The organism is Pseudomonas sp. OV226 (assembly GCF_003148705.1).
GTDB lineage: Bacteria > Pseudomonadota > Gammaproteobacteria > Pseudomonadales > Pseudomonadaceae > Aquipseudomonas.
In genome coordinates this window covers 180266-193345 of sequence record NZ_QGGS01000008.1, presented here as the reverse complement: position 1 = coordinate 193345, position 13080 = coordinate 180266, and the positions used below count along the sequence as shown (strand labels likewise).

General features: G+C 60.0%; 12 protein-coding genes. 7 read left to right on the top strand and 5 right to left on the bottom strand.

The genetic code is table 11. The annotated features are described in order from the left end of the window. Positions 1-10 precede the first annotated feature (10 nt). The 7 genes from mltB to C7534_RS16035 all read left to right on the top strand — a co-directional run bounded on the left by mltB (position 11) and on the right by C7534_RS16035 (position 6530). The gene (gene mltB / locus C7534_RS16065; RefSeq protein WP_046028723.1) at positions 11-1021 is read left to right on the top strand and encodes a lytic murein transglycosylase B; all 1011 of its coding nucleotides are present in this window, start codon (positions 11-13) and stop codon (positions 1019-1021) included. Continuing rightward, positions 1021-2031 (top strand): septal ring lytic transglycosylase RlpA family protein, encoded by a 1011-nt coding sequence (locus C7534_RS16060; protein ID WP_109786350.1) that lies wholly within the window; start codon positions 1021-1023, stop codon positions 2029-2031. Before mltB ends, C7534_RS16060 begins: the two co-directional genes overlap by 1 nt. Positions 2032-2214: 183 nt before the next feature. Continuing rightward, positions 2215-3372 (top strand): D-alanyl-D-alanine carboxypeptidase family protein, encoded by a 1158-nt coding sequence (locus tag C7534_RS16055; protein WP_046028721.1) that lies wholly within the window; start codon positions 2215-2217, stop codon positions 3370-3372. Between the two features lie 83 nt (positions 3373-3455). Beyond that, positions 3456-3731: a DUF493 domain-containing protein gene (locus tag C7534_RS16050; protein WP_046028720.1), complete on the top strand. Its 276-nt coding sequence runs from the start codon at positions 3456-3458 to the stop codon at positions 3729-3731. Beyond that, the gene (gene lipB, locus C7534_RS16045) at positions 3731-4378 is read left to right on the top strand and encodes a lipoyl(octanoyl) transferase LipB (protein WP_046028719.1); all 648 of its coding nucleotides are present in this window, start codon (positions 3731-3733) and stop codon (positions 4376-4378) included. Before C7534_RS16050 ends, lipB begins: the two co-directional genes overlap by 1 nt. 1 nt (position 4379) lies before the next feature. Then, a complete protein-coding gene (gene lipA / locus C7534_RS16040) occupies positions 4380-5405 on the top strand; it encodes a lipoyl synthase (protein WP_109786349.1) in 1026 nt (341 codons plus the stop codon). 174 nt (positions 5406-5579) lie between these two features. Further along, positions 5580-6530 (top strand): S66 peptidase family protein, encoded by a 951-nt coding sequence (locus C7534_RS16035; protein ID WP_109786348.1) that lies wholly within the window; start codon positions 5580-5582, stop codon positions 6528-6530. A gap of 112 nt (positions 6531-6642) precedes the next feature. On the opposite strand, the gene C7534_RS16030 is transcribed toward C7534_RS16035, so the two are convergent. The 5 genes from C7534_RS16030 to leuS all read right to left on the bottom strand — a co-directional run bounded on the left by C7534_RS16030 (position 6643) and on the right by leuS (position 12815). Next, entirely contained in the window at positions 6643-7965 is a 1323-nt protein-coding gene (locus C7534_RS16030; protein WP_109786347.1) for a lytic murein transglycosylase, read from the bottom strand. 61 nt (positions 7966-8026) lie between these two features. After that, entirely contained in the window at positions 8027-8191 is a 165-nt protein-coding gene (arfA, locus tag C7534_RS16025; protein WP_003176285.1) for an alternative ribosome rescue factor ArfA, read from the bottom strand. A 246-nt stretch (positions 8192-8437) separates the two neighbouring features. Beyond that, complete coding sequence (gene holA / locus C7534_RS16020; protein ID WP_109786346.1) at positions 8438-9475, bottom strand: DNA polymerase III subunit delta; 1038 nt, start codon at positions 9473-9475, stop codon at positions 8438-8440. Positions 9476-9514: 39 nt separating this feature from the next. Beyond that, entirely contained in the window at positions 9515-10120 is a 606-nt protein-coding gene (locus tag C7534_RS16015; protein ID WP_109786345.1) for an LPS-assembly lipoprotein LptE, read from the bottom strand. 88 nt (positions 10121-10208) lie between these two features. Continuing rightward, complete coding sequence (leuS, locus tag C7534_RS16010) at positions 10209-12815, bottom strand: leucine--tRNA ligase (protein ID WP_109786344.1); 2607 nt, start codon at positions 12813-12815, stop codon at positions 10209-10211. Between the last annotated feature and the right edge of the window lie 265 nt (positions 12816-13080).

Sequence of the window (13080 nt, the reverse complement as noted above, 5' to 3'; positions counted from 1 at the left end):
GAAGATTTCAATGCAAGTAATGCGTGGCTGGGCGACTCGATACGCGCCATGGGTCGGCCTGGTAAGCATCCTTGGCATAACGCAGGACGCGTTGGCCGGCGATTACGAAGGTTCACCCCAGGTGGCCGAATTCGTCGGTGAAATGACCCGCGACTACGGTTTCGCTGGCGAACAGCTGATGGGCGTGTTCCGCGAAGCCGAACGCAAGCAGTCGATCCTGGATGCGATCTCCAAGCCCGCCGAACGGGTCAAGCAATGGAACGAATACCGTCCAATGTTCATCACCGACGCGCGCATTGCCCGTGGTGTGGACTTCTGGCGTCAGCACGAAGCAGTGCTGGCGCGTGCCGAGCAGGAATATGGTGTGCCGGCCCAGGTGATTGTCTCGATCATCGGAGTTGAAACCTTTTTCGGCCGTAATACCGGTAATTACCGGGTGATCGACGCGTTATCGACATTGGGTTTCGACTATCCTCCCCGTGCCGAATTCTTCCGCAAGGAATTGCGTGAGTTCTTGCTGCTGGCCCGTGAAGAACAGGTCGATCCGTTGACCCTCAAAGGTTCCTACGCAGGCGCCATGGGCTTGCCGCAGTTCATGCCGAGCAGTTTTCGCGCGTATGCGGTGGATTTCGATGGTGATGGTCACATTAATATCTGGACCAATCCGGACGATGCCATTGGTAGCGTCGCCAGTTACTTCAAGCTTCACGGCTGGGTTGCCGGCGAACCGGTGGTCAGCCGCGCCGATGTACGAGGCGAGCAGGTGGACGAAGGGTTGACCACGGGCATCGAGCCGACTAAAACCGCAGGGGAGTTGCGGGCTCTAGGGTGGTCAAGTCATGATGCGCTGCGCGATGATATGCCGGTCACGGCTTTCCGCCTTGAAGGTGACAATGGCCCCGAGTACTGGATGGGCCTGAAGAATTTTTACGCAATCACGCGTTATAACCGCAGCGTGATGTACGCCATGGCCGTACATCAACTGTCTGAGCAGCTGGTCCAAGCACGGGGCGTCAAGTAATGCGGGCATCGCCTATGGATAAACCCCTCAAGCTCATGGCTTTCGCCGCATTGGCGGTGCTGCTTGCCAGTTGCTCGACCAGTCGCGCGCCGGCTCAGAAATCCTCGTCCACTGCCGTGCGCGCTACGCCGGGGCTGGACATCAACCGCGCCCACAAAGATGGCGCGCCGTGGTGGGATGTCGACGTATCGCGCATCCCGGATGCCACGCCGACCCTGCACAGCGGTCCTTACAAGGCCAACCCGTACACGGTGCTGGGCAAGACCTATTTCCCGCTGCAAGAATCCAAGACCTACGTCGCCTCGGGCACGGCGTCCTGGTATGGCACCAAGTTTCACGGTCAGAACACCGCCAATGGCGAGGTGTATGACCTGTACGGCATGAGTGCCGCACACAAGACATTGCCACTGCCAAGTTACGTTCGGGTGACCAACCTGGACAACAACAAGAGCGTGATCCTGCGGGTCAACGACCGTGGGCCGTTCTATTCGGACCGCATCATCGACTTGTCCTATGCCGCTGCCAAAAAACTCGGTTACGCCGAAATCGGCACCGCGCGGGTCAAGGTCGAGGGTATCGACCCGCAACAGTGGTGGGCACAAAAAGGCCGTCCGGCGCCTTTGATGCTCAACGAGCCGCAAGTCGCGCAAAATAGCGCCCCGGTGATTACGGCCTCGGCCGGCACCGTCGAGCAATGGACGCCGCCACCGCAGCAACACGCCGCGGCCGTCGTGCCCGTTCAGCTTGATGCAAAAAAAAACGCTTCTGTACCAGCCTCTGGCCAGTATCTGCAGGTGGGCGCGTTCGCCAACCCGGACGCTGCAGAACTCCTGAGATCGAAGCTCAGCGGGATGGTGAGCGCTCCGGTGTTCATCAGCTCGATAGTGCGCAACCAACAGACACTGCATCGGGTGCGCCTGGGGCCGATCGGTTCTCCGGGTGAAATCCAGCAAGTGCAGAACAGTGTGCGCATGGCCAACCTCGGTTCGCCAAGTGTGGTAACAGAGTAAACGTAGGACTTGATTGACGGTTCATCTGCGGTTTTGGGGGGTGAACCAGGTTGTTGGCTCGATACAGAACAAAAGCCCGGCAAGGGTTACAGAGTGAGCAACTGAACACGCGATAACCCGTTAGAAGGTTATTTGATTAGTTTTGCCCCTGGGCAAGTTTCCATTAGCGATTTCGAGAGACGGATGAACATCACCACCTTTGCCAAACGCCTGTTCCTGCTAGTCCCGCTGCTTCTCTCACCTGCCGCTTTCGCGGTCGAGGTGATGCCGTCGCCACCACAACTGGCCGCCAAGGCCTATGTGCTCATGGATGCCAGCAGCGGCAACGTGCTGGTCGAGAACAACGGTGACCAGCGTCTGCCACCGGCCAGCCTGACCAAGCTGATGACCGCGTACATCGCGACCCTGGAAATCCGTCGTGGCCAGATCGGCGAAAACGACCCGGTGACCGTCAGCGAAAACGCCTGGCGTACCGGCGGTTCGCGGATGTTCATCAAGGTGGGTTCGCAGGTTACTGTCAGCGACCTGCTGCACGGCATCATCATTCAGTCGGGTAACGACGCCAGTGTTGCGCTCTCCGAGCACATCGCCGGCAGCGAAGATGCATTCGCTGACGTGATGAACAAAACCGTGGCCGACCTGGGCATGACCAACACCCACTTCATGAACCCGACTGGTCTGCCGAACCCGGAGCACTACTCGTCGGCTCATGACATGGCGGTGCTGGCTCGCGCGATCATTCACGAAGACCCGGCTCACTACGCGATCTACTCGCAGAAAGAGTTCTTCTGGAACGGCATCAAGCAACCTAACCGCAACCTGCTGCTGTGGCGCGACAAGACCGTCGACGGTCTGAAAACCGGCCACACCGATGAAGCCGGCTACTGCATGGTGTCTTCGGCCGTACGTGATGGCATGCGCCTGATCGCGGTGGTGTTCGGCACCAACAGCGAAGTGGCTCGTGCCGCCGAAACCCAGAAGCTGCTGACTTACGGTTTCCGCTTCTTCGAAACCCAGACCTTCTATCAGAAAGGCGCCGAGCTGGCTCAGGCCCCTGTCTGGAAAGGCGCGACCAATCAAGTCAAGGCCGGCCTGGCTGAAGACCTGACCATGACCCTGCCAAAAGGCCAGCTGAAAAAGCTTGCTGCCAGCATGACCATGAACCCGCAACTGGTTGCGCCAATCGCCAAGGGCGACGTGATCGGTAAAGTCGAAGTGAAACTGGACGACAAGGTGGTGCACAGCGCCGATCTGATCGCTCTGGACGCGGTCGAGGAGGGTGGTATCTTCCGCCGCATGTGGGATAGCATCCGTCTATTCTTCTACAGCATGTTCAACTGATAGTGTGCTCCTGCAAGGCCCCGTGCTGATCCGGCGCGGGGTTTTGCTGTCGCCACGGCTTACGCTTACGAGGCCGTTACGCCATGACCGATACCGAAGTAAAGGCACCAAAGATCGAATTTCCCCAAGTTGATTATCCGGTTAAGGTGATCTGCGATACGGGCGTCGGCAACAAAGACAAGATCATCGAAATCGTCAAGAAATACGCGACCATCAACGATGAGCGTGTCGATGAGCGTCAAAGCAGCAACGGCAAATACACCACCATTCAGTTGCACATCGTCGCGACCGACCAGGACCAGCTGTACAACATCAACAGCTATCTGCGGGCGACCGGCTTCGTGCACATGGTGCTGTGATGTCTGGCACGCTGGGCTTTCGTGAGCTCGGCCAGATGGCTTACGAGCCGGTCTGGCATGCCATGCAACGCTTCACCAACGAACGCGGCACCGATGCCGCCGACGAGATCTGGCTGGTCGAGCACCCGCCGGTGTTCACCCAGGGGCAGGCTGGCAAGGCCGAGCATCTGCTGCTTCCCGGGGATATTCCGGTGGTGCAGGTTGATCGGGGCGGTCAGGTGACCTATCACGGCCCTGGCCAACTGGTGGCCTATCTGCTACTGGACGTACGCAAGCTGGGGTTTGGCGTGCGTGACCTGGTCAGCCGCATGGAGCAATGCCTGATCGAGTTACTGGCCAGCTACGGCGTTACTGCCGCCGCCAAGCCGGACGCACCGGGTGTCTACGTCAACGGGGCGAAAATCGCATCTCTGGGTCTGCGGATCCGCCACGGTTGTTCCTTTCATGGCCTGGCCCTGAACGTGGACATGAACCTGGAACCGTTTCGACGGATTAATCCCTGCGGCTACGCCGGGCTGGCGATGACCCAGCTGAGCGATCACGCAGGATCGATTGAATTTGCCGAGGTAAGTGCCCGGCTGCGCGCGCAGCTCGTCAAACACCTCGACTATGCTGAGCAGACGACCCTAACGGGCGGAATCGACTGATATGACTACTGATGCAGTGCAAACCATGATCCCGACGCTTGATGTCACCGAGCGTCCGGCCCCGCGTGCCAAGGTTGAAGCCGGCGTCAAGCTGCGCGGCGCCGAGAAGGTTGCACGTATCCCGGTGAAGATCATTCCGACCACCGAACTGCCAAAGAAACCCGACTGGATTCGCGTACGCATCCCGGTTTCCCCGGAAGTCGACCGCATCAAGGCCCTGTTGCGTAAACACAAGCTGCACAGCGTGTGCGAAGAAGCGTCCTGCCCGAACCTGGGCGAGTGCTTCTCCGGCGGTACCGCGACGTTCATGATCATGGGCGACATCTGCACCCGTCGCTGCCCGTTCTGCGACGTCGGCCACGGCCGTCCGAAACCACTGGACGTGAACGAGCCGGAAAGCCTGGCCATCGCCATCGCCGACCTGAAATTGAAGTACGTGGTGATCACCTCGGTTGACCGCGACGACCTGCGTGACGGCGGTGCCCAGCACTTTGCCGACTGCATCCGCGAGATCCGCAAACTGTCGCCGAACGTGCAGCTCGAAACCCTGGTCCCGGATTACCGTGGCCGTATGGACGTGGCGCTGGAAATCACCGCGGCCGAGCCACCGGATGTGTTCAACCACAACCTGGAAACCGTGCCGCGTTTGTACAAAGCAGCGCGTCCGGGTTCGGATTACCAGTGGTCGCTGACCCTGCTGCAGCGTTTCAAGCAAATGATGCCGCACATTCCAACCAAGTCCGGCTTGATGCTGGGCCTGGGCGAAACCGACGAAGAAGTCATCGAAGTCATGAAGCGCATGCGCGAGCACGACATCGACATGCTGACGCTGGGCCAATACCTGCAACCGTCTCGCAGCCACTTGCCGGTGCAGCGTTTCGTGCACCCGGACACTTTCGCCTGGTTCGCCGAGGAAGGTTACAAGATGGGCTTCAAGAACGTCGCTTCCGGCCCGCTGGTACGTTCGTCGTACCACGCCGACGAGCAGGCGAAGCTGGTTAAAGCCGAGCTGATGTCGTCCCTGTAATTTGGCGATGACATAAAAGACGCCCGCATGGCTTTCCAGGCTTTGCGGGCGTTTTTTTGCCTGGCCTACGCCAGCCAGCGTTTTTTCCTGCAACCTGCGGGCGACTGACCCTCTTCTGTTTGTCCCCGTACCTGACTACTGTGTGCTGAAGTGTTCACGCAGGGAGATTCATGGATGACCGTTCGACCGACCCATACGCTGTATCCACATAAACCTGTTCCGGCGTTGCCGTCGCAAGGGCTGATCGGCGTCATTGCACCAGCAGGTCCCGCCGGGCTGGACACTGACAAAGCCATTGCCTGGATGCACGCTCGCGGTTATGCGTTGCGGGTGTATCCCGGGGTGTATGAAAAGGACGGTTACCTGGCCGGCAGTGACGAAGTGCGGCTCAATGATTTGCACGCGGCATTCGCCGACACCGAGGTCGACGCGATCATCTGCCTGCGGGGTGGTTACGGCACACCGCGTTTGCTCGACCGCATAGATTTCGAACTGCTGCAAAACAACGCCAAGCCGTTCATCGGCTACAGCGACATCACGGCGCTGCACGTGGCGATCAGCCGTTATGCCGGTTTCGTGACCTTTCATGGCCCGCTGCTCAATGCCGACTTGTTGGGCGACAAGCAAAAACCGACCGAGTCTTCGTTTTTCAACATGCTCCGTGGGCAGGTGAAGGCCGGCAGCGTGTTGGCTCATCCGGCGGCTTACCCGTTGACCACTATCGAACCCGGCGTCGCGCATGGGCGCTTGCTGGGGGGCAACCTGTCGATGATCGCCGCGACCATGGGCACGCCTTACGAGCTGGAGGCCGAGGGCGTCATCCTGTTGATCGAGGACATCAACGAGCCGTTGTATCGCATCGACCGGCTACTGACCCATCTGCGTCTGGCCGGAACGCTGGGCAAGCTGCGCGGGGTGCTGGTGGGAGATATCGCGGGGGTCGAGCCGGCGGCGCTGGAGCGGTTGCTCAAGCAGACGTTCGAGCCGTTGCGGATACCCGTGCTGGCCGGATGGCGCAGTGGGCATTGCGACCCGAACCTGACGCTGCCGATGGGGGCGTTGGTCAAGCTGGATGCGGGGAACAGGGTGTTGGTGTTGGAGCAGGATGTGGTGGTCAGGCGCTAGAGTTTCGTCGCCTGATGGTCAGTCATCGCGAGCAAGCTCCCACAGGTTTTGTGTCGTTCACAAATCCAATGTGCGAGCTTGCTCGCGAAGGCGGCAGTCGCCATACGGCTGACTAGCGGTTACGCAACCCTTCCAGCAACTTGTGCGTCGGATACCCGTCCGCCGGCCAGCCAAACGACTGCTGGGCGCTGCGGATTGCCTTGCGGGTGTTGGCGCCGATAATCCCGTCAGGGGTGCCCGCATCGTAGTTCTGGGCACTCAGCAGGCTTTGCAGTTCCATGCGCTCGGTACGGCTCAATGGCAAATCATCTTTCGGCCAAGTGCCGCTGATCAGCCCCGCACCATTGAAGCGTTCGGACAACAGACTCACCGCCAACGCATAGGACGACGAGTTGTTGTACTTGAGAATCGCGCGGAAGTTGTCGAGCACCAGAAATGCCGGGCCACGGTAACCGGCCGGCAGCAGCAGGGCCGCAGAAAGGTGTTCAGAGCCTGGCGGGACCCGAGCGCCAGCGGGCAGCGAAACCCCCAGTTGCATCCACTCGGCGACACTTTTGCGAATCGTGCCATCGGCCAGAACGTAGTTGAAACTGCCTGGCAGTTGCACTTCGAAGCCCCATGGCTGGCCTTTCTGCCAGCCGGAGCTTTGCAGGTAATGCGCGGTCGAAGCGAGGGCGTCGGCGGGGCTGTTCCAGATGTCACGGCGCCCGTCACCATCGAAGTCGACCGCGTGGGTGTTGTAAGTCGTCGGGATGAACTGGGTCTGACCCATGGCGCCGGCCCAGGAACCGAGCATTTTCTCGGGGGTTATATCGCCCTGTTGCAGGATTTGCAGGGCGGCGATCAGTTGATCGTGGGCAAAGCCCGGGCGTCGGCCTTCATACGCCAGCGTCGCCAGGGAGTTGATGACCGACTTGCTGCCCTGGAACTGACCGAAGTTACTCTCCATGCCCCACACCGACACCAGTGCCTGGCGGTCGACGCCATAGCGCTGTTCGATGCTTTGCAGGATGGCCGCGTTTTCGCTGATCAGCGCTTGGCCTTTACGTACTCGCAGCGGAGAAAGGGCGCCGTCGAGGTATTCCCATACCGGGCGGGAAAACTCCGGTTGGCTGCGGTCGGCCCGGATCACGCTCGGGTCGAAGCTGACATCGGCAAAGGCGCGGTCGAACAGATCGGCGCGGATACCGGCGGCCAGCGCGTCTTTACGGAATCCCGCCTGCCATTCGGCGAACGTCTGGGTGGGCTGGATATCGAGATTTTCACCGGTCGGCACCACGGGCGGAATGACCGCTGGGGCTGTCGCGACAGGCTGGGATTGCAGCGGTTGGGCGTCGGCGGCGGTTGGTTTTTCCGCGCAGGCGACAAGCAAAATGAGGCTGGAGGCAGCGATCAATTGGCGAACGGGCCAACGACGGGAAAGACAAAGGGGCATGCACAGGTCCAGGGCAATCGATTCAGGTGCAGACCTTAACATGTAGAAGGGGTGTTCTGCTTTAAGCAGCCAGAAAGTAAGAAGCCTCCCAGCTATTAGACTGGAAGGCTTCGCGGCGGTAGCTGCCTTTGCCCTTGCCGGCTCGTTCCTGACGGCTGCGGAACAGTGGCTGGGCGATGATGGATTTGGCCTTGTTGGGGCCATGCTTTGATGGCTTTTTGCTCATGATGATTTCTCGCTAGTGAGTGGGTTTTGCGGGGCAAATCATCGGCCGAAGTTGGGGTTCTGTCTAGTCCCCGGGACGTGTAGGACCTTTCGCTGATCACAGAACCTGTAGCAGCTGGCGAAGCCTGCGTCCGGCCGCGCAGCAGTCGCCAAATCAAGCAATGAGTTTCTTCAGGAATAGTGGATTCAGAGTTTACGACTGCTGCGCAGCCGGACGCAGGCTTCGCCAGCTGCTACAAGGGCGTGTTTATTCGGCGGGTAAGGTCAGGCGTTGGCCGGCCATCAACAAAGACAGTCGACTGAGGCTCATCCATGGCGAACCCGCTGCTTGGCCTTTGATTTGCGCATCGATGCGCTGGGCCTCCAGCAGCAGCTGCGCCCAGCGTTGCGCCGAATAGCGTTGCAGGGCCTTGCTCATCAGCGGTTTGCGTTTGTCCCAGACGGGCGGTCGAGCCTGGCTGAAGGCTTTGTCCAGTGGCACACCCTGGCTGTATTGCAGTGACAGGTTGGCCAGCAGGCGCAGTTCCCGGGCCAGCGCCCAGAGAATCACCGGAGGTTCGACACCCTCACCGCGCAGCCCTTCGAGCATGCGCAAGGCGTGGGCCGCTTCGCCATTGAGGATCGCGTCGGTCAGGCCGAATACGTCGAACCGCGCACTGTCGGCCACGGCGGCCTGTACGGTTTCGACGGTGATCTGCCCACCTTCGGCCATCAATTTCAGCTTTTCGATTTCCTGCGCGGCGGCAAGCAGGTTGCCCTCGACGCGGGCGGCAATCAATTCGACCGCGTCCTGGTTGGCCGACAACCCGGCCTGAGACAGGCGCTGGCGGATCCAGCTTGGCAACTGATTGGCATCCACCGGCCAGATTTGCACGAACTGCGTGTGCTGGCCTTCGACCAGCGCCTTGCCCCACTTGGTCTTCTGCGCACTGCCATCGAGCTTGGGCAAGCTGATCAGCAATATCGTGTCTTCGGCCGGGCGAGAGCAGTACTCGATGAACGCGGCGGCGCCTTTGTCACCGGGTTTACCGGAGGGCAGGCGCAGTTCCAGCAAGCGCTTTTCGGCGAACAACGACATGCTTGCACCGGCTTGCAACAACGTACCCCAGTCGAAACTGGCGTCGGCGGCAAAGACCTGACGTTCGTCAAAGCCTTGCTGGCGGGCGGCTGCACGAATGGCATCGGCCGCTTCCTGACACAGCAACGGGTCATCGCCGCTGATGATGTAGACGGGCGCGAGGGCACCTTGCAGGTGTTTACCGAGTTGGGCGGGGGCAAGTTTCATAAGAGAGGGCCAACGGGACGCCGGAGCGCCCCGAAAGTCTTACTGTTGCGGGATCTGGACAGGCGACTGGCGCGGAGTATTCGCTTCAGCCTTCTGAGCGGCTTCCAGCGCCTGTGCTTCGGCCTTGGCCTTGGCTTCGGCAGTCTGTTGCAACTGATCCAGCTGGGTTGGCGTGATCTGCTGCAGGCGCAGCATCATGCGTTGAATCAGTTCGCGACGGGTTTCTACACGGGCTGAGGAGGCTTCCTGATCGGAACCCACCAGGTTGTTGCCGTCGTGCAAAAAGATCTTTTGTACCTGGATTTTATCGCTCAACAGTGGCATGTCATGTGCGCCACGAATGTCGTAGTTCAGGACGGTGGTTATTTCATACTCGCCAGTACGGCCGGCACCTGCGTAGCTGAGAATGCGCTGGCTTTCCTGCTCGTCGGTCAGCACCAATTTGTAAGGCGCGCCGATGTAGACCTTGACGCCGCTGCTTTCCAGCAGCTGACGCAGTTGCACCACGGTTTGGCCGTAGGCATTGCGGGCGCTCACGTCGAGCTCCTTGATCGCCAGTTCAGTGGTGCCGGTGCCGCGCAGCTGGAAACCGCAGGCGCTCAACAGGACCGCAAGGCCCATCACCAGCAGATTGCGTTTGATCATTTTGTTGCTCCCCTTGAAACCATGTGGGCCGATCTTGCGGCCCGAAAGGTTTTACTCGGCGCCGGGCATGGCCCGGCGCCTGATCCAATTAGCTGGCGACGATGTTGACCAGTTTCCCGGGCACGACGATCACTTTGCGAATAGTCAGGCCGTCGACAAAACGCAGCACGTTTTCATTGGCTCGTGCAGCGGCTTCGACTTCTTCGCGGGTGGCACTGGCCGGCATTTCGATGTGGCCACGCAGCTTGCCGTTGACCTGAATCACCAGCTGCAAGCTGTCTTGTACCAACGCGCTGTCATCCACCGCCGGCCAGCCGGCGTCGATCACAGGGGCAGCGTGGCCCAGTTGATTCCACAGCTCGTGGCTGATGTGCGGCGTGATTGGAGCCAGCAGCAGCGTCACGGTTTCCAGACCTTCGTGAATCAGAGCGCGATCCTGTTCGGTGGCTTGTGCAGCCTTTTCCAGCACGTTCATCAGCGTCATCACCTGGGCGATGGCGGTGTTGAATTTGTGATTCTGGCCGACGTCCTGGCTCGCTTGCTTGATAGCCAGGTGGATCGAGCGGCGAACGGCTTTCTGCTCGTCGTTCAGGGCGGCGATGTCCAGCTTGCCCGGCAGGCCCTGGGTGACGTGTGCTTGAGCCAGACGCCAGACGCGCTTGAGGAAACGGTGCGAACCTTCGACGCCGGAGTCAGACCATTCCGCACTCATGTCGGGTGGCGAGGCGAACATCATGAACAGGCGGCAGGTGTCTGCGCCGAACTGGTCGATCATCGACTGTGGGTCGACGCCGTTGTTCTTCGACTTGGCCATCTTCTCGGTGCCGCCGATTTCCACCGGCAAGCCGTCAGCTTTCAACTTGGCGCTGATAACCTTGGCCTTGCTGTCACGCTCAAGTTCGACGTCCGCCGGGTTGAACCAGGTGTAAGCGCCGTTGGCTTCGCGACGATAGTAAGTCTCGGCGATCACCATGCCCTGGGTCAGCAGGTTCTTGAACGGCTCGTTGGAGCTCACCAGGCCTTCGTCGCGCATCAGCTTGTGGAAGAAGCGTGCGTAGAGCAGGTGAAGAATCGCGTGCTCGATACCGCCGATGTACTGATCCACCGGCAGCCAGTGGTCAGCCGCGGTTTTTTCTACCAGGCCACCTTCATAGTGCGGCGAGGCGTAACGGGCGTAGTACCACGAGGACTCGACGAAGGTGTCCATGGTGTCGGTTTCACGCTTGGCAGGCTGGCCGCATTTCGGGCAGCTGCACTCGTAGAACTCGGGCATGCGCGCCAGTGGCGAACCCGCGCCGTCCGGCACGACGTCTTCCGGCAGTACCACAGGCAACTGGTCTTCCCGCACCGGCACATCACCGCAAGTGTTGCAGTGGATGATCGGGATCGGGCAGCCCCAGTAGCGCTGGCGGCTGATGCCCCAGTCGCGCAGGCGGAACTGGGTGCGTGAGGCGCCGAGGGTTTTCTTGATCAGCGCCACTTCAATGGCGTCGAACGCGCCTGCGAAGTCCAGACCGTCGAACTCACCGGAGTTGATCAGCGTGCCGTGCTCGCCATAGGCGTCTTGCCATGGGGCAGGGTGGGTGTCGCCAGAGCTTGTGCGCACCACGGACTTGATCGGCAGGTTGTACTTGGTAGCGAACTCGAAATCACGTTCGTCGTGGGCCGGCACAGCCATGACCGCGCCATCGCCGTAGTGCATCAGCACATAGTTGGCGACCCACACCGGCAGTTTTTCACCGGTCAGCGGGTGCTCGACGAAAAGCGAGGTCGGCAGGCCTTTTTTCTCTTGAGTGGCGACGTCGGCTTCAGCCACGCTGCCGCCCTTGCATTCAGCGATGAACGCTTGCAGCTCAGGGTTGTTCTGTGCGGCCAGGGTCGCCAGGTGGTGTTCGGCAGCCACGGCAACGTAAGTCGCGCCCATCAGGGTGTCCGGACGGGTGGTGAAGACTTTCAGCGCGCCGGTTTCGCCGATGGAATCGACGTTGTACGGGAACTGCACTTCCATGCCGCGCGATTTGCCGATCCAGTTGCGCTGCATGGTCTTGACCTGTTCAGGCCAGCCCGGAAGGTCGTCGAGGCTTTCCAGCAGCTCATCCGCGTAAGCGGTGATCTTGAAGTAATACATCGGGATCTCGCGCTTTTCGATCAGCGCGCCGGAACGCCAGCCGCGACCGTCGATCACCTGCTCGTTAGCCAGAACGGTCTGGTCGACCGGGTCCCAGTTCACGGTGCCGCTTTTCTTGTAAATCACGCCTTTTTCGAACAGGCGAGTGAACAGCCATTGTTCCCAGCGGTAGTAATCGGGCTTGCAGGTGGTCACTTCGCGCGACCAGTCCACCGCCAGGCCCAGGCTGCGCAGCTGGCTTTTCATGTAGGCGATGTTTTCGTAGGTCCACTTGGCGGGCGCTACGTTGTTCTTCATCGCGGCGTTTTCCGCCGGCATGCCGAAGGCGTCCCAACCCATGGGTTGCAGAACGTTTTTGCCTTGCATGCGCTGGTAGCGGGAGATCACGTCGCCGATGGTGTAGTTGCGCACGTGCCCCATGTGTAGTTTGCCGCTGGGGTAAGGGAACATCGACAGGCAGTAGAAAGTCTCCTTGCCTGGCTGTTCACTGACTTCAAAGGACTTTTGCTCGTCCCAGAATGACTGGGCGGCGACTTCGATTTCACGGGGCTGATATTGTTCGTGCATGGCTACTTTTGAACTGAATAGGGGTGGCCTAATCCTCTTCAATGCAACGCTGGACGGTGAACACGCCAAATCGGCGTTTCGGTGCCCAGACGAGCTGGAAGTGGAGTTACAGGAAGCGCCGTAGCATACATGACCGCGCTCTACCGAGGGAAACCCTGATTACTGCCGTGCGTCCTTCAAAAACAGCTGCGAGGGCCGTTGGTCGCGGCGTTCAGCCGGTTTGTCCATGGAAGCTAAGCTCTAAATGGGGAGTAGGTCTTATCTT

Excerpts from the sequence above, each read along its gene's own strand:
- leuS (WP_109786344.1), bottom strand. The coding sequence starts at position 12,815 with ATGCACGAACAATATCAGCCCCGTGAAATCGAAGTCGCCGCCCAGTCA.
- C7534_RS16050 (WP_046028720.1), top strand. The coding sequence starts at position 3,456 with ATGACCGATACCGAAGTAAAGGCACCAAAGATCGAATTTCCCCAAGTT.
- C7534_RS16015 (WP_109786345.1), bottom strand. The coding sequence starts at position 10,120 with ATGATCAAACGCAATCTGCTGGTGATGGGCCTTGCGGTCCTGTTGAGC.
- C7534_RS16035 (WP_109786348.1), top strand. The coding sequence starts at position 5,580 with ATGACCGTTCGACCGACCCATACGCTGTATCCACATAAACCTGTTCCG.
- lipB (WP_046028719.1), top strand. The coding sequence starts at position 3,731 with ATGTCTGGCACGCTGGGCTTTCGTGAGCTCGGCCAGATGGCTTACGAG.
- mltB (WP_046028723.1), top strand. The coding sequence starts at position 11 with ATGCAAGTAATGCGTGGCTGGGCGACTCGATACGCGCCATGGGTCGGC.
- C7534_RS16030 (WP_109786347.1), bottom strand. The coding sequence starts at position 7,965 with ATGCCCCTTTGTCTTTCCCGTCGTTGGCCCGTTCGCCAATTGATCGCT.
- arfA (WP_003176285.1), bottom strand. The coding sequence starts at position 8,191 with ATGAGCAAAAAGCCATCAAAGCATGGCCCCAACAAGGCCAAATCCATC.
- holA (WP_109786346.1), bottom strand. The coding sequence starts at position 9,475 with ATGAAACTTGCCCCCGCCCAACTCGGTAAACACCTGCAAGGTGCCCTC.
- C7534_RS16055 (WP_046028721.1), top strand. The coding sequence starts at position 2,215 with ATGAACATCACCACCTTTGCCAAACGCCTGTTCCTGCTAGTCCCGCTG.
- lipA (WP_109786349.1), top strand. The coding sequence starts at position 4,380 with ATGACTACTGATGCAGTGCAAACCATGATCCCGACGCTTGATGTCACC.
- C7534_RS16060 (WP_109786350.1), top strand. The coding sequence starts at position 1,021 with ATGCGGGCATCGCCTATGGATAAACCCCTCAAGCTCATGGCTTTCGCC.